This window comes from Stenotrophomonas maltophilia (assembly GCF_900186865.1).
Taxonomy (GTDB): domain Bacteria; phylum Pseudomonadota; class Gammaproteobacteria; order Xanthomonadales; family Xanthomonadaceae; genus Stenotrophomonas; species Stenotrophomonas maltophilia.
Genome location: NZ_LT906480.1, coordinates 780291 through 802144 on the forward strand (window position 1 = coordinate 780291; position 21854 = coordinate 802144).

The window sequence follows — 21854 nt, forward strand, 5'->3', positions numbered from 1 at the left end:
GGCCGGCACTACCTCATTCCTCCGGCGAAGGCGGGTTCGACGCCAGCAGTTCCAGATGGCGCTGTTCCATTTCCTGGCGCAGCTGGCCGCGGATCTGTGCGGCGGCCTGGCGGCGCTTCTCGTCGGATGTGGCCGGCTGCAGGGGCGGCACCGGCGTCGGCCGGCCTTCCTCGTCCACCGCCACCATCGTGAAGAAGCAGCTGTTGGCGTGGCGCACGCTGCGCTTGAGGATGTCCTCGGCCACCACCTTGATGCCGATCTCCATCGACGAGGTGCCGGTGTAGTTCACCGAGGCCAGGAAGGTGACCAGTTCGCCCACCGCGATGGGCTGGCGGAACATCACCTGGTCCACCGACAGAGTGACCACGTAGCTGCCGGCATAGCGGCTGGCACAGGCGTAGGCCACCTGGTCGAGCAGGCGCAGGATGGCGCCACCGTGGACCTTGCCGGAGAAATTGGCCATCTCCGGCGACATCAGCACGGTCATGGACAGCTGGTGGGTTTTCAGTTCGGTCGACATGGGGCGATTGTATCGGCAACCGGGTAGCGCCGGCCGCTGGCCGGCAACCACGCGATTGATTCCGAAGGCCATGAAAAAAGCCGGCCAGCGGCCGGCTCTACCAGAAGCAGAAGGGCCGCGTGAGCGGCCCTTCGTGTTTCTTACTTCAGCTTCGCATCGGCGCGCAGGGCGGCGGCGCGATCGGTCTTCTCCCAGGAGAAGGCCGTGGCGTTGACGGTCTCGCCTTCGCCGTTGAGGTAGCTGAACTCCTTCGGCTTGCGGCCGAAGTGGCCGTAGGCCGCGGTCTGCTGGTACATCGGGTGCACCAGGTCCAGCATCTTGATGATGCCGTACGGGCGCAGGTCGAAGTGCTTGCGGATCAGCTTCTCGATCTTGTCGTCGCTGATCTTGCCGGTGCCGAAGGTGGTGACCGAGATCGAGGTCGGCTCAGCCACGCCGATGGCGTAGGAGACCTGCACTTCGCAACGGTCGGCCAGGCCGGCGGCAACCACGTTCTTGGCGACGTAGCGGGCAGCGTAGGCAGCCGAGCGGTCGACCTTGGACGGGTCCTTGCCGGAGAAGGCGCCACCACCGTGACGGGCCCAGCCGCCGTAGGTGTCGACGATGATCTTGCGGCCGGTCAGGCCGCAGTCGCCCACCGGACCGCCGATCTCGAACTTGCCGGTCGGGTTGATGTGGAACTTGGTGCCCTTGTGCAGCCACTTGGCCGGCAGCACCGGCTTGATGATCTCTTCGCGGACGGCCTCGATGAGGTCCTTCTGCTTGATGCCCGGGGCATGCTGGGTCGACAGCACCACGGCGTCGATGGCCGAGACCACGCCGTTTTCATAGCGCAGGGTGACCTGGCTCTTGGCGTCCGGACGCAGCCACGACAGCGGCGAGTTCTTCTTCTTGCGGATCTTGGCCTGCTGCTCGACCAGGCGGTGCGACAGGTGGATCGCGGCCGGCATGTAGCTGTCGGTCTCGTTGGTGGCATAGCCGAACATCAGGCCCTGGTCGCCCGCGCCCATTTCTTCCGGCTTCTTGCGGTCCACGCCCTGGGCGATGTGCGGCGACTGCTTGCCGATCAGGTTCAGCACGCCGCAGGTGGCGCCGTCGAAGCCGACGTCGGAGCTGTCATAGCCGATGTCCGTGATGACCTTGCGGGTCAGGGCTTCCAGGTCGATCCAGGCGCTGGTGGTGATTTCACCGGCCACGATGGCAACGCCGGTCTTGACCATGGTCTCGCAGGCCACGCGGGCGCGCTGGTCCTGGGTCAGGATCGCGTCCAGCACCGCATCGGAGATCTGGTCGGCAACCTTGTCCGGATGGCCTTCGGAGACCGACTCGGAGGTGAAGAGATAGCTGGACATCAGGCGTAATATCCCTTGATTCGGATGGAAAGATGGGCGCGCATGATACACGGGGTGCGTCGCCTGTGCATTGTGAACCTGTACCGGTTGCCGGTGGTTAAGCCCGCGTAGGCCCGGCAAGGGCCGTCCTGACGGGATTGGGCCCCAGCCTCGAGGCCCAGTGTTCCACCAGCGTGACAACGGGCGGGGTGGCCAGGGGGCCGGTTGCGGCCCCGCCCCGGGCGGGCCGACCGTCATCGTTCTGCCCCGAAACCGCCATCTGGCTGCCGCCTGCCGGGCGCAGGCTGTCGGCCAATCCGGCCGCCGGGCATGAGTGGATCCGCCATGCAGGAACTTGAACAGCGTCTCCAGCAACGCTTTCCCGATTGGTTCCATGGCCGTCGTGGCCAACTGGCGCGGCCATTGCTTCGCAGCGTCGGGCGCTGGTCGCGGTTGGACCAGATCGAGGCGTTCCTGCAGCGCAGTGCAGGGTTGCGCGGATTCGGCTTCGTCGCCGCCGGGCTGGAGTTCATCGATGGTCAGTACCAGGTGGATCCGGCCGCGTTGGCGAAGATCCCGGCCACCGGTCGCCTGCTGATCGTCGCCAACCACCCGTCCGGCGCACTGGACGCGCTGGCCCTGCTGGACGCGGTCGGCCGCATCCGCCGCGATGTGCGGATCGTGGCCAACGACCTGCTGGGGGCGATCGCGCCATTGCAGGACCTGCTGTTGCCGGTGCGCATCCTCGGTGGCAAGGCCCAGCGTGGCAGCCTGCACGCTGTGGAGGAGGCGCTGGCCGCCGAGCAGTGCGTGATCGTGTTCCCGGCCGGCGAGGTCTCGCGCCTCTCGCTGCGAGGCATCCGCGATGGTCGCTGGCAGCGCGGTTTCGTCCGCTTTGCCCGTGCCGCCGGCGCGCCGGTGCTGCCGGTACGGGTGGAAGCGCGCAACTCGGCGCTGTTCTACGGCGCCTCGACCCTGTTCAAGCCGGCCGGCACCGCGCTGCTGGCGCGCGAGATGTTCACCCGCCGCGGCCGCCCGTTGCGGCTGAGCATCGGTGAGCCGATGCAGCTGGGCAAGGGCGGTGACCCGGGCGCGCAGCTGCTGGCCGTACGCCGCGCGCTGTATGCGCTGGGCCGCAATGGCACGGCCGGCAATGCCGCTGCCTTCGCAGGCCCCGAGCCGCTGGCGGCCCCGGTGCCACCCTCGCAGGTCGCCGCTGGGATTGCCGCAGCCACCCAGCTGGGCCAGACCGCCGACGGCAAGCAGATTCTGCTGGCCACTTGTACTGCCGATTCGCCGCTGCTGCTGGAGCTGGGCCGCCTGCGCGAACTGACCTTCCGCCAGGTGGGCGAGGGCACTGGGCGCAGCCGGGACCTGGACGATTACGACCCGCAGTACGAGCACATCGTGATCTGGGACGCGGCCGCGCAGCGCATCGCCGGCGCGTACCGGATCATGCGCGGCGCCCATGCGCTGGCCCGGCACGGACTGTCCGGGCTCTACAGCGCGTCGCTATTCCGCTATTCCGACGATGCCATCACCCACATCGCCGAAGGCCTGGAACTGGGCCGCAGCTTCGTGGTGCCCGACTACTGGGGCAGCCGCAGCCTGGACTACCTGTGGCAGGGCATCGGTGCCTACCTGCAGTGCCGGCCGGGTATCCGCTACCTGTTCGGCGCCGTGTCGATCAGCGCGGCGCTGCCACGCGATGCGCGCGAGCAGCTGGTGGCGTACTACCAGCGCTATTACGGCGGTACCGCCGGCCTGGCCGAATCGAACCGCCCGTTCCAGTACTTCGCCGCGCCGCCGAGTTTTGGCGAGCTGGATGCAGGCGCCGCGTTCGATGTGCTCAAGGCCAACCTGGCCGCACTCGGCACCGGCGTGCCGACGCTGTATCGCCAGTACACCGATCTGTGCGAACCCGGTGGCGCGCGCTTCCTCGCCTTCGGTGTGGACCCGGACTTCAGCGATTCGATCGACGGCCTGATCGAAGTGGACCTGTGCGCGATCCGGCCGAACAAGCGCAAACGCTACCTGCGCGATGCGGGGACGCCGGCATGAGCGTGCTGGCGAACCTGTCGCCGCACCGGCGCGCAGTGTTCGTCTCCGACGTGCACCTGGGTTCACGTCATTGCCATGCCACCGAACTGGCACGTTTTCTCTCGCAGCTGCGCTGTGAGCGTCTGTACCTGGTCGGCGACATCATCGACCTGTGGTGGATGGCCCATCGCCGTGCCAACTGGCGGCAGTCGCACAGCGAGGTCATCCAGGCCCTGCACGCGCTGCGCCGTGCAGGCACCGAGATCATCTACATTCCCGGCAACCACGATGCCTCGCTGCGCCAGGTGTGCGGGCTGATGCTGCCAGCGATGCAGGTGCGCCGCCGCGCCATCCATGTGACCGCCGATGGCCGTCGCCTGCTGGTCGCGCACGGGGACGAGTACGACGGCGTGACCCACTTTGGCGGCCTGCAGGAAAAGTTCGGCGACTGGCTGTACTACCGCATCCTGACCGGCAACCAGGCGCTGAACGCGGTGCGGCGCCGGCTGGGCATGCGCTATTGGTCGCTGTCGGAATTCCTGAAGAAGCGCAGCGGCGCCGCCGAGCGCTACATCGAGCGCTTCGTGCAGGCCGGGCTGGACGACGTGCGCCGGCGTGGTCTGGATGGCATCGTCTGTGGCCATATCCACCGCGCCGCGCTGGTCGAACGCGATGGCCTGGTCTATGCGAACGATGGTGACTGGGTGGAAAGCCTGACCGCGCTGGTCGAAGACCACGACGGCGCGCTGCGCCTGCTGGACCACAACGGGCAGACCTTGGTGGAGCTACCGGGCGCACGCTTGTCACAGGCGGCGTAACCCGTTTCCGTAGAGTCGACTATCGCGCGTAGCGCGTGGTGTCCGCAGCCTGATGGAAGAGCAGTCGACTAACAGTCGACTCTACAGAAACGGTGTCCGGGAGTGAGACGGCGCGTCCGCAAGCCGCTAGCATCGGCCCATGGATTCCCTGACCCAGATCGTGCTCGGCGGCGCCGTCGCTGCTGCCATCGCTCCGCCCGGCCATCGCCGCGCGGCCCTGCTGGCCGGTGCCGCGCTCGGCACCCTGCCGGACCTCGATGCCCTGTGGTTGGGCTTCACCGCCGCCGACCCGGTGGCGAACATGATCGAGCACCGCAGCTTCAGCCATTCGCTGCTGGTGCTGCCCTGGGTGGCGGCACTGATCTGGTGGTTGTTCAAGCGCTTCGGCAACGGCCGCGTCGCGCAGTCACCGGTGCGCTGGTTCTGGGCGATCCAGCTGGCGCTGGTCACCCATCCCGTGCTGGATGCGTTCACCGTCTACGGCACCCAGTTGTGGTGGCCGCTGCGCCCACACCCGACCATGGGTTCCAGTGTCTTCATCATCGATCTTGGCTACACGGTGTGGCTGCTGCTGGGTTGCGTGCTGGCCTGGTTTGGCCGCGCCCGCCCCTGGGCTGGCAAGGTGCTGGGCGTGGCATTGCTGGTCAGCAGCGGCTACCTGGGCTGGGGCCTGATCGCAAAGGCCCAGGTCGACCGTGCTGCCCAGCAGAGCCTGGCGGCGATGGGTCTGGGCGATGCACCGCGCTTCTCGGTGCCGATGCCGTTCAACACCCTGCTGTGGCGCGTGGTGGCGATGACGCCGAACGGCTACGTGGTGGGCGACCGCTCGCTGGTGGCCGACCATGGACCGATGCAGTTCGAAGGCCATGCGTCCAATGTACAGGCGTTGCGCGAAGCAGGGAGCATCCCGGCAGTGCAGCAGCTGACGTGGTTCAACCGGGGCTTCATGCGTGCACAGGTGGTGGACGGGCGGCTGGTCCTGAGCGACCTTCGCATGGGGCTGGAGCCGGACTACACCTTCAACTTCGCCGTGGCCGAGCAGGTCGACGGGCGGTGGCGACCGATCACGCCCGAGCAGGTGCGGACGGATTACAGCAGCCCGGCCGCGCGCGCGGATGCCGGGCGCCGACTGGCGGCGATGTGGCAGCGGATCTGGCACGAGCCGGCAGCCTCCGGGACTGGTGCGGCGCACCCGTAGATCCACGCCATGCGTGGATGGCGTGACATCGGCAGTGGCAGCCACGCATGGCGTGGCTCTACTGCGGTTGGCGGTTGAGCTTGATAGAACGGTTCAGCACCTGGCGTGGGACGTTGGCAATGTCAAAGCCAACGAACGCCAGCAGGAACTGCAGCCCGGAGATCAGCGCGACCATGGCGATCATGATGGTACCCACCGGCGTGGCGACATCGGCCTGGGCCGACCGCACCCAGTGGTACAGCCCGAACAGCCCCCCGAAGGCGAGCAGGCTGCTGCCGGCGATCAGCTCCAGTGACGCGATGCTGAGGTCGCGCAGGAAATAGTTGTAGGCAATGCGCTTGAGCGTGTTGCGCAGGTGCTTGAAGCTGAACTCACCCAGGATGCGACCGATGCGCAGGTTGCTGGTTTCGTCGCCGTAGTGGGCGTCCATTGCCACATCCTGCACGACCGCGCGCACGGTGTTCAGTCGGAACAGCATGTCGGTCTCGAAGAAATAGCGGTCGCTGACCGCCTCGAGCTTCAGGTGGCTGGCGACCTTGGCATGGATGGCGGTGTAGCCGTTGGTCGGATCGAACACCTGCCAGTACCCGGATGAGGCCTTGGTCATGAAGGACAGCAGCAGGTTGCCCAGGCGCCGCACCGGGGGCATGCGGCGGATGTGGGTCAGGTTCCAGAATCGGTTGCCCTTGGTGTAGTCGGCATGGCCGTCGGCGATCGGCGCGACAAAGTCCATCAGCAGCGCCGGGTCCATCTGCCCATCGCCATCGACCTTCACCAGAATGTCCATGCCATCTGCGATGGCCGCGCGGTACCCGGTCTTGATCGCGCCGCCGACGCCCAGGTTGTGCTGATGGAACAGCACGGCGATACGCGGGTCGTTGGCTTCGGCCTGGATCAGGCGGCCGCTGCCGTCGGGGCACGCATCATCCACGCAGTAGATCGCCGTTACCGCATCATCGATCGCCGCGAGGACGGACAGCACGTGGCGGGTCACTTTGTAGCAGGGGATGATCACGGCGATCCGAGCCGGCGTGGATGCGGAGGGCGTAATGGTGGTCATCGGACTCATGGGGCTGGGTGGGCCAGCAGGGCCTTTGCCGGCAGTTCCACCAGATCCCCCTGCAGCACCTGCGGTACGTCGCCCTCAGGCGCTACGGTGATGTGGTGGTAGCGGTTGAAGGTGAAATTGAACGCCTCGTCGGGCATCAATGGGAAGTACCGGCGGAAGTATTCCATCTGTGGCAGGTACAGCACATGGTTCACGGCGGGAATACCAACACCCGGCAGGAGGGCCCCGAACCCACCGGGAGCCACCAGCGCGCCTTCGGACGTGGTGGCTGAGCCCCGGGCTTGCAGGGAGTGCAGGACGGCAGCGCGGTCCATCGCAAAGATCGGCCCGGCAGGCTGCACAGGGTTGAACAAGCCATTGCCCAGCAGATTGGCCAAAGCGGCGGTGGCCAGGACCAAGGTGGCCGCATGCGCCGAGAGCTTTGGGCGGAGGGCGGCAACGGCCAGCCCCGCCAAGCAGAGGTAGGGAATGGCATCGGCGGCGCTGTGCAGGCGGCTGAACTGGCCTTCGCCGAACAGGAACTTGGCCACGCTGCCAGCCATCAGCAGCGCAGCCAGCAGCAGCAGACGCCTGCGCTCCAGGCGTACGCCGCACCGCACCAGGATCATCGCGCAGCCGATGTTGAGCAGCAGGCCGAACGCCAGCAGCGCGCGTGCGGGTGGCACCATCGAGAGTCCGGTCAACTTGCCGACCAGAACGGGCACGGGCAGGAAGATCCAGCAGGCGATCAGCAGTACGCCAGCGGCGAGGGCCAGCACGCTGCCGCGGTGGCCCCGCACCCATTCGCGCAGTCGTGCGCCATCAGCAAGGACCAGAGTGAACAGCGGCAACAGGCTGCCGAGTACGGCGATCTCGCACTCGTTGGAGCCTTTGAACATTGGCAGCGGTGCAAACCGGTAGGTCATCAGGTTCGGGAAGACGTGCGCGAACAGGGACGTCAGCCCGACCCCACCTCCGGCGCTCTGGCGCTGGCCCGGATAAACCGTGTTGCGAACGATCGGGATGATGTCGTGGAAGTAACCGATGAACACGGCCAATGCGAGCGCGCCTGCGATGCCGGCATCGATCAGTCGTGGAAGCGTGAGGGCATCGCGACGGAAGGCCAGGACCAGCACCGCCATGGCCAGCAGCGAGGAAATGATGAAGGGCGGATAGGACACTGCGATCACCCAGACAGCGAGGGCGTACGCACTGGCCAGGATGCGAACCCAGCGATTGCCGATGCACAGCCAGGCTGCGGCGGCCCAGGGTGCCAGAGCGAAGGCACCGGCATTGCTGGTCCACCAGACCTGCACGAATGGCGCGAAGAACAGCGTGGCCGAAACCAGCACTGCGGCTGGTACCGGCATCCGCAATTGGCGCAGGAACAGGGCCCATCCGCTCAGGAAGGCCATGGCCATGAACATGAAGAAGAACGAATAGGCGTTCGCTGCTGGCAACACGAAGAACGCCCAGTGGTAGGGCTTGAACAGCAGGCCCCAGTCGAGCAGCGGCAGCGCCTGGAAGGTGCGCAGTGACTCGTGGTACGGCGAGTGTGCGTTGAACTGGCCGAAATCGTTGTTGACCGCGATCTGGATGTAGGGCGTGAACACGATCCACTCATCGCTGCGGATCATGCGGGCGCTGCCAAGCACCGGGTTCTGTGGCGCCAGGCCGAGATACTCGTAGGCCAGCGAGTAGGAGGATGGCGTCAGCGCGAATGCGACGTAGAGAATGCACAACAGCGCGATGATCCCGGCGAGCAGGCGCGTCTGGCTGGGCAGGAGCCCGCCCGGCAGGTTCACATCATGGGTGGAGAAAGGCGTTCGTCCGCTGTCACTCATCATGCGCTCGCAGGTAAGGTCCATCCATGCGCGACGTACCCGCACACCGATGCCTGAGGGCAATAGAGGGGGATCCCGGCACGCGCCGTTCCGAGGCCGGGACTGCGGGATTCTAGCGGGTTGCCGCCGGAGCCGCAGGCCATCCTGTGGCGAGGATGGGCCTCAATACACCGTCGCGCGGCCCTGCACGAACGAGTAGAAGAACACCGCGTTCGGGTCGTTCTGCACCAGGCGGAACTCGCGGCGCATACCCTCCACGGTTTCCTCGTCCACCGAGCCGGCCTGCAGCAGCTGGTCGGCGGCCGACAGCAGCAGCTGTTCCCAGAACGCGATCATCGTCTTGCGACGCGCCGGCTCGCGGTTGTCCAGGTGGATGGTCTTGATCTCGGTGTGCACGTCGCGGAAGCCGCCGGCCAGCAGCAGGTTGCCCAGCTTGGCGCCGACGAACGGGTCGCCCCCGTGGTCGTACTGGAAATCGTTGAAGGCCATCCAGTAGCGCCAGATGTGCGGCGAATACGGATCGAGCAGGAACGAGGCATTCATCACTTCGGTGATGTACACCGGCGAACCCGGTGCCAGCACCCGGCGCACTTCGCTCAGCACACGTGCGGGTGACGGCACGTGCTCCAGCACCCAGCACAGGAACGCCGCGTCGAAGCTGCGTGCCTCGAACGGCAGCTCACCGGCATCGGCCTGCTGCAGGGTATAGCGGTCGCTGCACCACGGCGTGCGCGCCAGGTTCTCGCGCGCGGTGACCAGCTGCGTTTCGCTCAGGTCCACGCCGGTCACGTGCAGCTCGGGGAAGCGGCGCAGCAGGATCTCGGTCTGTGCGCCGACGCCGCTACCGACTTCCAGCAGGCGCCGAGCGCCGCTGTAGTCGATCTGGCCGAAGATGCTTGACTCCAGCAGCCGGGCCTGGGTCATCAGGCGCTGCTGCTCGGTGCCGGAAAACCCGTGCAGATAGGTCGGGGAGGAAATCGGCGGGGTCATGGTGGGCTCTTGTAGCGTCGAGCTGGCTCGACTGTTCGCAAACGCGGGGCTGGCGGCTCAGGCCGCCGAAGGCAGCGCCGGTTCCCCGGCGATCAGGCGGTCGAAGTATTCGGTGGTCAATGCGATCTGGCTGGCCGGATCCTCGGCACGGTTGACCACCGCGCGGAAAGCGGCATTCTCCGGCCGGTCCTTGGCATACCAGCCCAGGTGCTTGCGCGCGATGCGCACGCCCTGCGGCTCGCCATAGAACGCATGCAGCGCGTGCAGGTGGCCAAGCAGGATGTCGCGCACTTCCGCCAGTGATGGCGGTGGCAGTTCCTCGCCGGTGGCCAGGTAGTGCGCCACTTCGCGGAAGATCCACGGCCGGCCCTGCGCCGAGCGACCGATCATCACCGCATCCACGCCGGTTTCCTTCAGGACGTAGGCGGCCTTCTGCGGCGAATCGATATCGCCGTTGGCGATCACCGGAATGCGCAGCGCGGCCTTGATCTCGCCGATCGTGGCGTACTCCGCCTGGCCGGTGTAGTGCTGGTCGCGGGTACGGCCGTGCACCGCCAGTGCCGCGATACCGCTGTCCTCGGCGATGCGTGCGATCAGCGGGCCATTGCGATGATCGCAGTCCCAACCGGTGCGGATCTTCAGCGTGACCGGCACGTCCACCGCGTTGACCACGGCCTCGAGGATGCGCGCCACCAGTTGCTCGTCGCGCATCAGCGCCGAACCGGCCCAGGCGTTGCACACCTTCTTGGCCGGGCAGCCCATGTTGATGTCGATGATCTGCGCGCCGTGGTCGACGTTGTAGCGCGCGGCCTCGGCCAGCTGCTGCGGCTCGGTGCCGGCGATCTGCACGCTGATCGGGGCCGGTTCGCCGTCATGGTCCATGCGGTGGATCGACTTGCGCGTGTTCCAGAAGCGCGGATCACTGATGGTCATTTCCGAGGCGGCCAGACCCGCGCCCAGCCGTTTGCACAGCAGGCGGAAGGGCTTGTCGGTGACGCCGGCCATGGGCGCCAGCACGACGTTGGGGGCAATGGTGTACGGGCCGATCTGCATGCGCCCATTGTAGGGCGCGCGCGGCGGTACGACCGCGTCGGGCGCGGTCCGGTTCAGGCCGATCGGCACCGACCTCATGCCGTACAGGCATCAGCAGATGCTTGACGGTTGCTTCCGCCGCCCCCACAGGCGGGCGATGGTGAGCGGCTAGCCCAGGCTCTGCCAGGCCTGGCCGGTACCCAGCGCGAAGGCCAGCCCCAGGCTGAGGCAGAGCAGTGAACTGACCACCCAGAAGCGCCGGCCGTTGTAGCCGGGCCGGAGCAGGGCCAGCCCGAAGCCCATCGCCGCGCGCAGCAGCAACAGCAGGGCGATGCCCGACAGGACCAGACGACTGGCCGGCAGCGGCGAATGCCAGCCCGCGGCTGCCAGTGCGTACAGCGTCCAGGCCACCAGCACGGCAGTGATGCCGGCGGTCATCAGCGGCGGCCACCAATGCCCGGCCTGTGCCAGCCGGACCATGCGCTGGCCAGCACCGAAGTACCTGTACCACGCGGCGCCGAAGGCAATGCAGCCGATATGCAGCAAGGCTGCGATGGCACTACCGGCGGCGGCAACCAGCAACCAGGGGAATCCGTCCATGTCCTGCCCACGCTGAAACGCTGCGCGGATGGTGGGTGAGGGGCGGGATGCGGGCAATGCGACCGGCAGTCGCAGCTGTTCGATGCGACCGCCGCCGATGGCGCTTCGCTCAGCGCGGCGGATCGATCTGCAACCCGGCGCCGAGACGGTCCAGGGCCACGTCCACGCGTGGCAGCCGTTGCCGGCCCTGCGGCCACAGCAGGCGCAGCGGCAGGCCGCGGCAGTCCAGTGACGGCAGGATCGAGACCAGGCTGCCGCGCGCCAGCGCGTCATCGACCAGCCAGGTGGCCAGCTGCGCGATGCCGAAGCCGGCCTCGACCGCCGCCACCTGGGCCTCGGCGCTGCCAACCACCAGGCGCGCACGGGCCTGCAGCGGTGTACTGCGCTGCCTGCCATCGGCCACCTGCCACGGCCCGATGCTGCCGTCCGCGCGTCCGAACAGCACACCGTCATGCCCGGCCAGCTCGGCGGCCGAGCGGGGTTGGCCATGCCGAAGCAGATAGGCCGGGGAGGCGCAGAAGCGCAGGCATTCGTAACCGAGCAGGCGGCTGCCCAGCGTGGCGGGCAGCGGCTCGGGACCGCCGATGCGTACGGCGAGGTCGACGCCGTCCTCGGCGAGGTCGCTGAAGCGGTCGCTGAAGGTCACCTGCGGATGCAACTGTGGAAACTCGGCGGCCAGCTGCAGCAGCAACGGCCAGACTTTGAGGCGCCCGAAGGTGGCCGGCGCATCCACCCGCAGGCGGCCCACGGGCGCGTCTGCGTGCGAGACCAGCACCGACTCGGCATCGGCCAGCTCGCCCAGCACCCGCACGCAGGTGCGGTAGAAGCCCTCACCGGCCTCGGTCAGGCGAAGGCGGCGCGTGCTGCGCTCGAACAACCGCGCGCCCAGGCGTGCCTCCAGCCGTGCGATGGTCTTGCCCACCGCCGAACTGGTCAGGTGCAGGCGTTCGGCGGCGGCAGTGAAGCTGCCGGCATCGGCGGTGGCGACGAAGGCCTCGATGCCGCGCAGGCGCTCGGTGGGAAGCATGGGGAATTTCTGTCCGGAATCGATGGAAAACATAGCAGTAATCGGAATCCGGGGAGGAAATAGGCTGGCGACCCCTGTTCTGATGCCCGCCCATGTCCTCCCTCGATTCCGCCGCGGCCGCTGTCCACGCAAACGGCCGCGCACGCCTTTCGGTTGTCCTGCTGGCGGTGTCCGCCTTCGTCATCGTCACCACCGAGTTCCTGATCGTCGGCCTGTTGCCGGCGCTGGCGCGCGACCTTGGCCTGGGCATCGCCCGCGCCGGGCAGCTGGTCACCTTGTTCGCGTTCACCGTGATGCTGGCCGGGCCACCGTTGACCGCGCTGCTGTCACACGTCGGCCGGCGCCGCCTGTTCGTGGCCATCCTGCTGTTGTTCGCGGGTTCCAACGCGCTGGCCGCGATGGCCACGCAGCCGTGGCTGCTGGCGCTGGCGCGGGTGCTGCCGGCACTGGCCCTGCCGGTGTTCTGGGGCACCGCCAGTGAGACTGCTGCGCAGCTGGCCCCTGCAGGGCAGGGCGGTCGTGCGGTCGCGCGGGTCTACCTGGGTATCACCGCCGCAATGCTGTTCGGTATCCCGCTGGGTACGTTGGCTGCCGACGCCCTCGATTGGCGCGGCAGCTTCTGGCTGTTGGCGGCCCTGTCGCTGTTGATGGCCGGCGCGCTGGCGTTGTGGATGCCGGACACCGTGGCCGGACCGCGGCGCGCGCTGGGCGAACAGGCACGAGTACTGCGCCAGCCGCAGTTGCTGTGCGATGTGCTGCTGTCGGTGCTGGTGTTTACCGCGATGTTTGCTGCCTATACCTACCTGGCCGATGTGCTGGAGCGGCTGATGCAGGTACCGGCGGCACAGGTGGGCTGGTGGCTGATGGGCTTCGGAGCTGTCGGGTTGATCGGCAATGCACTGGGTGGGCGCTGGGTCGATCGTGCGCCGCTGGGCGCGACCCTGGTGTTCTGCGCGGTGCTGGCGCTGGGCATGCTGGCCAGTGTCGGGCTGGCCGGCCACGGCACGTTCGTGCTGATCGCACTGGCCCTGTGGGGTGTGGCGCATACCGCATTGTTCCCGCTGTGCCAGGTGCGGGTGATGCGTGCGGCGCCGCAGGCGCAGGCGCTGGCGGGAACCTTGAATGTGTCCGCGGCCAACGCCGGCATCGGCCTCGGCGCGCTGCTGGGAGGTGGCGCCATCGAACGCTTCGGGCTTGCCTCGCTGGGCGTGGTGGCCGCTGCCGTGGCGCTGCTGGCAATCGTCGCCGGCCTGCTGCTGCGGTGGCTTGCCCGGTCTCGCTCATCCACGCATGGCGTGGATCTGCCTCATTGAAAGGCAAACAAAAAAAGCCCGGGTGCCTGTGCACCCGGGCCTTGTCATCCACGCGTGGCGTGGAATTACTTGGCTTCGGCGTCGGCCGGGGTGAAGCGCGGCATCGCCGCTGCAGCGCCTTCCTTCTCGGTCGAGCGACCGGCGAACTGGTTGGCAAAGCGCACGTGGCGGGCGAACGGGGCGTCGGCCACCTGCGCCAGCGACGCGGCCAGCGCACCGTTGAAGGCATCACCGGCACCGGTGGTGTCGATGGCCTGCACCTGCTCGGCGCCGACGCGGTAGTACGGCTGGGTATCGCCGCGCAGGTTCTCGTCGGCATGCGACACGAACACGCCCACCGAACCCAGGGTCACCACCACGGTACCGTTGCCGACCAGCTTGCGGCACAGCGCATGCAGGCTGGCGCCATCCAGCGCGGCGACATCGTTGGCATCCACGCGCTCACCGACATGGCGGCCGAGCAGCGCGGCGAACTCGGTCTCGTTCGGGGTGATCACATCGGCCAGCTTGAGCAGGCCGATGGTCGAGGGCGCGTCGGCCGGTGCGGTGTTGAGCACGGTGGTGACACCGGCCTCGCGGGCCGTGGCCAGCGCCGCTTCGATGGTCTGCACCGGCGATTCCAGCTGTACCAGCACCACCTTGGCGCCGGTCAGCAATGCCTGCTGCTGTTGCAGGAAGTCGGTGCTGAGCGCGGCGTTGGCGCCCGGGCCGATCACGATGGTGTTACGGCCGCGCGCGTCCACATAGATGCCCGCAGTGCCGGTCGGCTCGCTGCTGGCTTCGGCAATCAGGCCGAAACCATCCTGCGCCGCCAGTTCGCGCGCGGTGGCGCCACCGGCGTCGTCGCCCAGCGCGCACACGAAGTGCGTCTCGGCACCGGCGCGGCAGGCAGCCACGGCCTGGTTGAAGCCCTTGCCACCGGGGCCGGTGCTGTAGCGGCCGGCAATGGTCGCGCCCGGTGCCGGCAGCGACTCGCACCGCCACACGTGATCGACATTGAAGGAACCGACGACAACGACACTGCTGCTCATAGGGAATCTTTTCTCAACCAAGGGTTCAACTGAAGTGCGTCAGCACGCCGGCGATGGTCGCCGTCATGAAGGTGGCAATGGTACCGCCCAGCACCGCGCGCAGGCCGAACTTGGCCAGGTCGTGGCGACGTTCCGGGGCCAGGCCACCGATGCCGCCGATCTGGATCGCGATCGAGCTGAAGTTGGCGAAGCCGCACAGCGCGTAGGTCGCGATCAGGCGACCTTCGCTGGACAGGCTGACGCCAGCCACCTGGCCGTTCACGATCTGCGACAGCTCGGTGTAGGCCACGAACTCGTTGATCACGACCTTCTGGCCGATCAGCGAACCGACGGTGGTGGCATCGGCCCACGGCGTACCGATCACCCAGGCGATCGGGGCCAGCAGGTAGCCGAAGATGGTCGACAGGTTGGTCGGCTTGCCGATCTGCGCAGCCAGGCCGGTCACTTCACCGATCCAGGTCAGCGGGGCGTTCAGCAGCGCGATCAGGGCGATGAAGGCCAGCAGCATCGCGCCGATGTTCAGCGCCAGCTTCAGGCCGTCGCCGGCGCCGGCCGCAGCCGCGTCGATGATGTTGCTGGAGGTCTTTTCGACTTCCATCTTCACCGTGCCGCGGGTGAGCGGGGTGCCGGTTTCCGGGATCAGCAGCTTGGCCACGACCAAGGTGGCCGGCGCGGCCATGATGCTGGCCGCCAGCAGATGCTTGGCGTAGAAGGCCTGCTGCGCTGGGTCGCCGCCGCCAAGCATGCCCACGTAGGCCGCCAGCACGCCGCCGGCGATGTGTGCCATGCCGCCGATCATCATGGTCAGCAGCTCGGACTGGGTCATCCTGGCGATGTACGGGCGCACGGTCAGCGGCGCCTCGGTCTGGCCGATGAAGACGCTGGCGCAGACGCTGGTGGTTTCCGCACCGGACACACGCATGACCTTGGTGATCGCCCACGCCATCACGCGCACGATCGCCTGCATGATGTTCAGGTGGTACATCACCCCCATCAGCGCCGAGAAGAAGATGATGGTCGGCAGCACCTGGAAGGCGAAGATGAAGCCGTAATTCTTGGTGTCCATCAACGAGCCGAAGATGAAACCGGAACCCTCGTTGACGAAGCTCAGCACCTTGACGAAGCCGTGGCCCAGCGCGTCGAACACGTCGCGCCCGCCCGGCACCAGGATCACCAGCGCCGCGAAGGCGATCTGCAGGGTGATACCGGTGGCAACCAGCTTCCAGTCAACCGCGCGCTTGTTATTGGAAAACAACCAGGTGATGCCGATCAGCACCGCCAACCCGAACAGGCCGAAGCCGATCCTGCCCAAACCTTCGACCATGTGAGTGACTCCCCTGGGGCGTCGCGAAAAACGGGAAGCCTAGTGCAGGGCAGGGGCCGGGGCAAGAAAAAGCAGCGTGCGCGCGGCCAACGGTACCGATCAGGCCAGCAACGGCAAGGGCTTGCGGCTGGCGGCGGCAGGTAGAATGGGGGTCGATCCCGGCCCGGATGCGGGCCCGCAGCAGGAGATTCGCATGCAATACCGTCGCCTGGGCTCCACCGGCCTGCCGATTTCCGCCCTTTCCTTCGGCGCCTGGGTGACCTTCGGTGACCAGATCCCGCGTGATGAGGCGCGCAACCTGGTGGCCGCCGCCTGGGATCATGGTGTCAACTTCTTCGACAACGCCGAGGGCTATGCCAACGGCCGGGCCGAACAGGTCATGGGTGACGTGATCGCCGACCTGCGCCTGCCGCGCGACGGTTTCTGCGTGTCCAGCAAGGTGTTTTTCGGCAGCGCCAAGGACCCGCGGCCGACCCAGCGCGGGCTGTCGCGCAAGCACGTGACCGACGCCTGCCACGCTGCACTCAAGCGCCTGCGGGTGGACTACCTGGACCTTTACTACTGCCACCGCCCGGATCCGGACGCGCCGATCGCCGAGACCGTGCATGCGATGGACACCCTGGTGCGGCAGGGCAAGATCCTCTACTGGGGCACCTCGGAGTGGTCGGCGGTGCAGATCCAGCAGGCGCTGGACATCGCCGAGGCGCGCAACCTGCAGGGCCCGTCGATGGAGCAGCCGCAGTACAACCTGCTGCACCGCGAGCGGGTCGAGGTCGAGTACGCGCCGCTGTATGCCGGTGCCGGCCTGGGTACCACCATCTTCTCGCCGCTGGCGTCGGGCCTGCTCACCGGCAAGTACGACCAGGGCATTCCGGCCGATGCACGGCTGGGGCGGGAAGGCATGGAGTGGTTGCAGGACCTGGTGCTGGGGGCCGACGCCGGGGCCCGCCTGGGCCAGGTGCGGCGCTTCAGCGAGGTGGCACGCGCGCTAGGCCACGCCCCGGCCACGCTGGCCATCGCCTGGTGTCTGCGCAACCCGAACGTTTCCAGCGTGATCCTCGGCGCCAGCCGGGTCAGCCAGCTGCTGCAGAACCTGCAGGCCCTGGACGTGCTGGAGCAGGTCGACGCGGCCGGCTGGGCGCAGGTCGAAGCCGTCTTCGCCTGAACCCCGGGGCCGACCGGGCCTCGGGGGCCTCGCTCGGGCCGGTTCGGCCGAGGGAACGGGACGGGAACGCGAACGGGAACGGTAGAGTCGCCTGTCAGTCGACTGCTTCGAATAACCGACTGCTTCGAGCAACAGCAGTCGACCAACAGTCGACTCTACACACCTGCGTCGCCATTTAATTGATGTGATCTATCGAATTACGGAATTCGATCATTAATCCCATCAATGAAATTGAGAATGGTTGTTGATTGTCAACTGAGAATCATTATCATTTAACTCGTCCCTCGCACGAGTCCAGATGCTCATGAATGCTCAACCTGTACTGCTGCGCCCCGAAACGCTGACCCTCCGCGATCGACCGGTCCGCGTCGTTCCGCGGGAAGAGGTCATCGACAGCGAAGCCCTGCTCAAGGGCCGTCGTGAAATCCTGATCCAGCACGGCGACCGCTTCTATCGCCTGCGGCACACCAGCAACGACAAGCTGATCCTGACCAAGTAATCGCGGTCTGGTCGCCCGCCTCCCTCCCTCCTGCCGGCAGCGCCGACAGGGTGGGCGACCCGTCCGCTCCCGCTCTCTCCCCCTCGGTCTACCGCGTGCACCTTCCGGGTGCGCCGGTAACCGGGGGTTCCCCTGCCTGACCGAACGAACCCGATGACCCGCCATACCGCCCTTTGCCTTGCTGTCTGGATGGCGCTGCCGCTGTCCGCCCACGCTGCTGCCACTGCTGCCCCCGATGCGCGCGAATTCGATCGGGTGCAGGTCACCGCCACCCGCACCGAGCGGGCGGTGAGCGACGTGGCGGCCACGGTGGATGTCATCGACCGTGAGCAGATGGACCGGCACCTGGTGCAGGACATCAAGGATCTGGTGCGCTACGAGCCGGGCCTGTCGGTCACCCGCAGCGCGACCCGCTTCGGCCTGGATGGTTTCCGCATCCGTGGCCTGGACGGCAACCGCGTGCGCATCCAGACCGACGGCATCGTCATGCCGACCCGGTTCGACATCGGTTCGTTCGCCAGTTCCAACCGCAACTTCACCGACCTCGATACGCTCAAGCGCGTCGAGATCGTGCGTGGCCCGGCCAGCTCGCTGTACGGCTCCGATGCACTCGGTGGCGTGGTCGCGTTCGTGACCAAGGACCCGGCCGACTACCTCAAGGACGGCAAGAACAGCTACTTCGGCCTGAAGTTCGGCTACGACGGCGAGTGGAAGGGCCTGCTCGGCGGTGCCACGGCCGCCTTTGGTGGCGACCACTGGAGCGGCCTGGTCAACGTCAACCACCACCAGGGCCAGGAAACGGACAACAAGGGCACGGTGCGCAGCGACAACGACACCCGCACCGCGTCCAATCCGCAGGATCGCGACGGCCGCAGCCTGCTCAGCAAGCTGGTCTATGCACCCAGCGAAGACCAGCGCTTCCGCTTGACCGTGGAAGGCAACGAAGACACCACCGATACCAATGTGTTGTCGGCGATCGCCAGCGTTGCACCGCGCCCCGGCGCGATGGCTGCGGCCACTGGCATGAAGTCCCACGACACCCAGAAGCGCAACCGCGTGTCCTTCGCCCACGAGATGGATGCGCTGGACCAGCCGTTCGCCGACAGCCTGCATTGGCAGGTGTACGCGCAGAACAGCGAAACCCGGCAGCAGACCGACGAGACCCGCACCGACGGCACCCGCCGCCACCGCGTGTTCTCCTTCGACCAGCATGCCTATGGCCTGCAGGCGCAGTTCAACAAGGCGTTCACCACCGGCAGCGTCGAGCACGCACTGACCTATGGTTTCGAAGGCACCCGTACCGAGATCCGCCAGAAGCGCGACGGCTATCAGGTCAGCAAGGCTGGCGTGGTCAGCAACACGGTGCTGCCGGACACCTTCCCGGTGCGTGACTTCCCGATCAGCAAGACCACCGAGCTGGGCCTGTATGCACAGGATGAGATGCGCTTTGCCGATGGCCGGCTGTCGCTGGTGCCGGGCGTGCGCGTGGACCGCTACGAGCTGAAGCCGGAAGTGGACAGCATCTTCGCCGAAGACAACCCGACCACGGCCGTGGCGCAGCTGAAGAAGACCAGCGTGTCGCCGAAGCTGGGCATGGTCTGGCGCTTTACCGACGAATGGTCGCTGTTCGCCGGTTATGCGCGTGGCTTCCGTTCGCCGCCGTACAACGACGTCAACATCGGCCTGACCAACGTCGCCTTCCGCTATACCGCCATCGCCAACCCGGATCTGAAGCCGGAAACCAGCGACGGTTACGAACTGGGCCTGCGCTTCATCGCGCCGGCGGCGTACGTCAGCGTCAGCGGCTACTACAACGACTACAAGGATTTCATCCAGTCCAACGTCGATACCGGTCGCAACGCACAGGGTCTGACCGTGTTCCAGTCGCAGAACATCGCCGACGCGCGCATCTATGGCGCGGAAATGAAGGCCGGCATCGAGTTCGGCGAACTCAGCCCGGCGCTGAAGGGCTGGGCGCTGCGCAGTGCGTTGGCATGGTCGCGTGGTGACAACCGGACCGATGACGAACCGCTGGCCTCGGTCGATCCGCTGCGTGGCACGCTGGGCCTGATGTACGACACCGATACCTGGGGCGTCGAACTGGCCGGTACCTTCGTGCAGCGCAAGAAGCGCCTGCCGCCGCCTGCGGCGCAGACCAATCCGAACGCACCGGCGCCGTTCGTCTACCAGCCGGCCGGCTACGGCGTGCTGGACCTGATGGCGCACTGGAACTTCGCGCCGGGTGCCACCTTCAATGTCGGCGTGTTCAACCTGGCCGACAAGCGTTACATCGAATGGTCGTCGATCACCCCGAGCCTGATCACCGATCGCGCACTGAGCGATCGTTTCAGCAGCCCGGGCCGCACCTTCTCCGCCAGCCTTGCCGTTTCCTGGTGACCTCATGAGCCGAGCACTGTCCGCACGCAGGAATGACTCCATCGCCGCGCCGAACAGCGCGGCCTGGCCGACCCCGGCACAGCTGGCCACGCTCGGCACAGTGTTGTGCCTGTACCACGCCGACGGCAACGAGCTGGGCGGCTGGCGCCAGGCCGTACGCGTACACGCCTGCCAGGGCGTGGACAGCGAGGGCCTGCGCGAAAGTTTGTGCTTCCTTGATGGTCGTGGCCGCTGCGTGTGGCGCCTGTACCTGCTGCCCGACAGCGATTTCCTGGCCTGGGACCGTCTGGTCGCCGCGCTGCCGCCGGGACCGGAACACGACAGCGAGGCGAGCGTTGGCGAACGCCTGTGGCGGCGCCTGGCCGGCCATCTTGGCGGCCAGCGCTGGCGCCTGTGCGCGCTGCGCCTGCATGCCGCCGACGACGGACGCACGCTGGCCGCCAGTCTGTCGACCCTGTCCTCGCTGGGCGCGGCCACCGCGCGCCGCATCGCACGCCTGGAAGGTGCTGAAGGCGAGCTGGCGATCGACGACTGCTGCTGTGCCGACGCCGCCCGGCGTCCGGCTCCCCAGATTCCCGGCGACCTGCCGCTGATCCGCCTGTGATCCTCTCCTGATGGAACGCCCGTTGGCCACGGATGGCCCCTCAATGAATCTGCAACCCCGAAGGAAGACCCCGATGAAGCTCCAGACAGCCAGCGCCATGCTGCTGCTCGCCGCCAGCGGCGTGGCCAGCGCGCAGCCCTCCGATATCGCCCGCGACCACGACAGCATCCTCGCCATGCAGGGTGAGTACACCGTGGACTTCGCCTTCGACGAGACCGTGCTGCTGAAGCCGGGCTACGAGCGTGCACCGGCGATGCGCAGCGGCGGCAGTGAAGTGGTCATCGTGGTCGAGGACACCCCGAAGCGCATCGTGCTGCAGCACCTGCTGCTGGATGAAAAGAGCGGCCACATCACCAAGCACTGGCGCCAGGACTGGGTGTACGAAGCACCGAACCGTTTCGAGTTCAGCGCCGACCAGACCTGGAAGGTGCGCAGTATTCCGTCGGCGGTGAACCAGGGCGCCTGGACCCAGTGCGTGTACGAAGTGAGCGACGCACCGCGCTACTGCGGCACCGGCACCTGGACCTACACCAACAAAGTGCCGAGCTGGACCAGCGATCTGAGCTGGCGCCCGCTGCCGCGCCGTGAGTACACCAAGCGCAGCGACTACAACGCGCTGGCTGTGGTCAACCGCCATACGCTGACCCCGAACGGCTGGACCCACGAACAGTTCAACACCAAGGTGCAGCGCAACGCCGATGGCAGCCAGGTGGAGATCGCACGCGAGTTCGGCTTCAACGACTACGTGAAGACCACCGAGGTCGACTTCACCCCGGCGCGCAACTACTGGAAGGCCACCGCCGGTTACTGGGCCAAGGTGCGCCAGCGCTGGGACGGTTTCCTGACCCAGGCCCCCGGCGTGCACCTGAAGACCAGGATCGACGGCATGGCGATGATCATTCCGCTGTTCACCCAGGCCGAAGAGATCCAGGCCGGCAAGAAGGTGAAGGACAAGCAGATTGACGACGTGTTCGCCAAGTACGTGGAAAAGGCCCAGTAGATCCACGCCATGCGTGGATGTGCTTGTTCCTTGAACACTGGCAGCGCCGTCCTGGGCTCTTGGTAGGTGCCGA

At 67.1% G+C, this 21854-nt stretch carries 19 protein-coding genes; 9 read left to right on the forward strand and 10 right to left on the reverse strand.

Annotated elements, in window-relative coordinates:
• Positions 1-13: 13 nt before the first annotated feature.
• Together CKW06_RS03605 and metK are read right to left on the reverse strand one after the other, a co-directional pair.
• A complete protein-coding gene (locus CKW06_RS03605; RefSeq protein WP_024957294.1) occupies positions 14-520 on the reverse strand; it encodes an acyl-CoA thioesterase in 507 nt (168 codons plus the stop codon).
• A gap of 140 nt (positions 521-660) precedes the next feature.
• Entirely contained in the window at positions 661-1872 is a 1212-nt protein-coding gene (metK, locus tag CKW06_RS03610) for a methionine adenosyltransferase (protein WP_010481882.1), read from the reverse strand.
• 324 nt (positions 1873-2196) lie between these two features.
• Here metK and olsF point away from each other — a divergent pair, with 324 nt between their 5' ends.
• The 3 genes from olsF to CKW06_RS03625 all read left to right on the forward strand — a co-directional run bounded on the left by olsF (position 2197) and on the right by CKW06_RS03625 (position 5907).
• Positions 2197-3912, forward strand: a complete 1716-nt coding sequence (olsF, locus tag CKW06_RS03615) for a bifunctional ornithine lipid synthase OlsF (RefSeq protein ID WP_024957295.1) — start codon at positions 2197-2199, stop codon at positions 3910-3912.
• Positions 3909-4709: a UDP-2,3-diacylglucosamine diphosphatase gene (locus CKW06_RS03620; RefSeq protein WP_024957296.1), complete on the forward strand. Its 801-nt coding sequence runs from the start codon at positions 3909-3911 to the stop codon at positions 4707-4709. Before olsF ends, CKW06_RS03620 begins: the two co-directional genes overlap by 4 nt.
• A gap of 139 nt (positions 4710-4848) precedes the next feature.
• A complete protein-coding gene (locus CKW06_RS03625) occupies positions 4849-5907 on the forward strand; it encodes a metal-dependent hydrolase (RefSeq protein ID WP_024957297.1) in 1059 nt (352 codons plus the stop codon).
• 58 nt (positions 5908-5965) lie between these two features.
• On the opposite strand, the gene CKW06_RS03630 is transcribed toward CKW06_RS03625, so the two are convergent.
• The 6 genes from CKW06_RS03630 to CKW06_RS03655 form a co-directional block, all read right to left on the reverse strand.
• A complete protein-coding gene (locus tag CKW06_RS03630; RefSeq protein ID WP_024957298.1) occupies positions 5966-6976 on the reverse strand; it encodes a glycosyltransferase family 2 protein in 1011 nt (336 codons plus the stop codon).
• On the reverse strand, positions 6973-8799 hold the full coding sequence (locus tag CKW06_RS03635) for a DUF7657 domain-containing protein (RefSeq protein WP_231910887.1): 1827 nt from the start codon (positions 8797-8799) through the stop codon (positions 6973-6975). The genes CKW06_RS03630 and CKW06_RS03635 overlap by 4 nt, the downstream gene beginning before the upstream one ends.
• A 162-nt stretch (positions 8800-8961) precedes the next feature.
• Complete coding sequence (locus tag CKW06_RS03640) at positions 8962-9789, reverse strand: class I SAM-dependent methyltransferase (RefSeq protein ID WP_024957300.1); 828 nt, start codon at positions 9787-9789, stop codon at positions 8962-8964.
• 57 nt (positions 9790-9846) lie between these two features.
• Positions 9847-10842, reverse strand: a complete 996-nt coding sequence (gene dusB, locus CKW06_RS03645; protein ID WP_012479176.1) for a tRNA dihydrouridine synthase DusB — start codon at positions 10840-10842, stop codon at positions 9847-9849.
• Between the two features lie 147 nt (positions 10843-10989).
• A complete protein-coding gene (locus CKW06_RS03650; protein ID WP_024957301.1) occupies positions 10990-11421 on the reverse strand; it encodes a hypothetical protein in 432 nt (143 codons plus the stop codon).
• Positions 11422-11530: 109 nt separating this feature from the next.
• Positions 11531-12448 (reverse strand): LysR family transcriptional regulator, encoded by a 918-nt coding sequence (locus CKW06_RS03655; protein WP_005408112.1) that lies wholly within the window; start codon positions 12446-12448, stop codon positions 11531-11533.
• A gap of 92 nt (positions 12449-12540) precedes the next feature.
• Here CKW06_RS03655 and CKW06_RS03660 point away from each other — a divergent pair, with 92 nt between their 5' ends.
• Positions 12541-13761, forward strand: coding sequence for an MFS transporter (locus CKW06_RS03660; protein WP_024957302.1), 1221 nt, complete (start codon positions 12541-12543; stop codon positions 13759-13761).
• Between the two features lie 65 nt (positions 13762-13826).
• Here the strand turns inward: CKW06_RS03660 and CKW06_RS03665 are convergent, their stop codons facing one another.
• Both CKW06_RS03665 and CKW06_RS03670 read right to left on the reverse strand, forming a co-directional pair.
• Positions 13827-14792, reverse strand: coding sequence for a ribokinase (locus CKW06_RS03665; RefSeq protein WP_024957303.1), 966 nt, complete (start codon positions 14790-14792; stop codon positions 13827-13829).
• Positions 14793-14817: 25 nt separating this feature from the next.
• Positions 14818-16116 (reverse strand): NupC/NupG family nucleoside CNT transporter, encoded by a 1299-nt coding sequence (locus CKW06_RS03670; protein ID WP_005408115.1) that lies wholly within the window; start codon positions 16114-16116, stop codon positions 14818-14820.
• A 193-nt stretch (positions 16117-16309) separates the two neighbouring features.
• On the opposite strand from CKW06_RS03670, the gene CKW06_RS03675 reads away from it, so the two are divergent.
• From CKW06_RS03675 to CKW06_RS03695, 5 genes are all read left to right on the forward strand, one after another.
• The gene (locus CKW06_RS03675) at positions 16310-17281 is read left to right on the forward strand and encodes an aldo/keto reductase (RefSeq protein ID WP_024957304.1); all 972 of its coding nucleotides are present in this window, start codon (positions 16310-16312) and stop codon (positions 17279-17281) included.
• A gap of 304 nt (positions 17282-17585) precedes the next feature.
• A complete protein-coding gene (gene hemP / locus CKW06_RS03680; RefSeq protein ID WP_024957305.1) occupies positions 17586-17780 on the forward strand; it encodes a hemin uptake protein HemP in 195 nt (64 codons plus the stop codon).
• A gap of 153 nt (positions 17781-17933) precedes the next feature.
• Positions 17934-20177: a TonB-dependent hemoglobin/transferrin/lactoferrin family receptor gene (locus CKW06_RS03685; protein WP_349675283.1), complete on the forward strand. Its 2244-nt coding sequence runs from the start codon at positions 17934-17936 to the stop codon at positions 20175-20177.
• A 4-nt stretch (positions 20178-20181) separates the two neighbouring features.
• Positions 20182-20781 carry a ChuX/HutX family heme-like substrate-binding protein gene (locus tag CKW06_RS03690; protein ID WP_005408118.1) on the forward strand — a complete coding sequence of 200 codons (600 nt, stop codon included), beginning with the start codon at positions 20182-20184 and terminating at the stop codon, positions 20779-20781.
• Positions 20782-20854: 73 nt separating this feature from the next.
• Complete coding sequence (locus CKW06_RS03695) at positions 20855-21781, forward strand: DUF6607 family protein (RefSeq protein ID WP_024957307.1); 927 nt, start codon at positions 20855-20857, stop codon at positions 21779-21781.
• The last annotated feature ends 73 nt before the right edge of the window (positions 21782-21854 follow it).

What these genes read in the sequence shown, in the direction of transcription:
- CKW06_RS03605 (WP_024957294.1), bottom strand. Translation starts at nt 520, where the DNA reads ATGTCGACCGAACTGAAAACCCACCAGCTGTCCATGACCGTGCTGATG.
- CKW06_RS03650 (WP_024957301.1), bottom strand. Translation starts at nt 11,421, where the DNA reads ATGGACGGATTCCCCTGGTTGCTGGTTGCCGCCGCCGGTAGTGCCATC.
- dusB (WP_012479176.1), bottom strand. Translation starts at nt 10,842, where the DNA reads ATGCAGATCGGCCCGTACACCATTGCCCCCAACGTCGTGCTGGCGCCC.
- CKW06_RS03690 (WP_005408118.1), top strand. Translation starts at nt 20,182, where the DNA reads ATGAGCCGAGCACTGTCCGCACGCAGGAATGACTCCATCGCCGCGCCG.
- olsF (WP_024957295.1), top strand. Translation starts at nt 2,197, where the DNA reads ATGCAGGAACTTGAACAGCGTCTCCAGCAACGCTTTCCCGATTGGTTC.
- CKW06_RS03670 (WP_005408115.1), bottom strand. Translation starts at nt 16,116, where the DNA reads ATGGTCGAAGGTTTGGGCAGGATCGGCTTCGGCCTGTTCGGGTTGGCG.
- CKW06_RS03675 (WP_024957304.1), top strand. Translation starts at nt 16,310, where the DNA reads ATGCAATACCGTCGCCTGGGCTCCACCGGCCTGCCGATTTCCGCCCTT.
- CKW06_RS03655 (WP_005408112.1), bottom strand. Translation starts at nt 12,448, where the DNA reads ATGCTTCCCACCGAGCGCCTGCGCGGCATCGAGGCCTTCGTCGCCACC.
- CKW06_RS03640 (WP_024957300.1), bottom strand. Translation starts at nt 9,789, where the DNA reads ATGACCCCGCCGATTTCCTCCCCGACCTATCTGCACGGGTTTTCCGGC.
- CKW06_RS03660 (WP_024957302.1), top strand. Translation starts at nt 12,541, where the DNA reads ATGTCCTCCCTCGATTCCGCCGCGGCCGCTGTCCACGCAAACGGCCGC.
- CKW06_RS03620 (WP_024957296.1), top strand. Translation starts at nt 3,909, where the DNA reads ATGAGCGTGCTGGCGAACCTGTCGCCGCACCGGCGCGCAGTGTTCGTC.
- CKW06_RS03635 (WP_231910887.1), bottom strand. Translation starts at nt 8,799, where the DNA reads ATGAGTGACAGCGGACGAACGCCTTTCTCCACCCATGATGTGAACCTG.
- CKW06_RS03665 (WP_024957303.1), bottom strand. Translation starts at nt 14,792, where the DNA reads ATGAGCAGCAGTGTCGTTGTCGTCGGTTCCTTCAATGTCGATCACGTG.
- hemP (WP_024957305.1), top strand. Translation starts at nt 17,586, where the DNA reads ATGAATGCTCAACCTGTACTGCTGCGCCCCGAAACGCTGACCCTCCGC.
- CKW06_RS03630 (WP_024957298.1), bottom strand. Translation starts at nt 6,976, where the DNA reads ATGAGTCCGATGACCACCATTACGCCCTCCGCATCCACGCCGGCTCGG.
- CKW06_RS03685 (WP_349675283.1), top strand. Translation starts at nt 17,934, where the DNA reads ATGACCCGCCATACCGCCCTTTGCCTTGCTGTCTGGATGGCGCTGCCG.
- metK (WP_010481882.1), bottom strand. Translation starts at nt 1,872, where the DNA reads ATGTCCAGCTATCTCTTCACCTCCGAGTCGGTCTCCGAAGGCCATCCG.
- CKW06_RS03625 (WP_024957297.1), top strand. Translation starts at nt 4,849, where the DNA reads ATGGATTCCCTGACCCAGATCGTGCTCGGCGGCGCCGTCGCTGCTGCC.
- CKW06_RS03695 (WP_024957307.1), top strand. Translation starts at nt 20,855, where the DNA reads ATGAAGCTCCAGACAGCCAGCGCCATGCTGCTGCTCGCCGCCAGCGGC.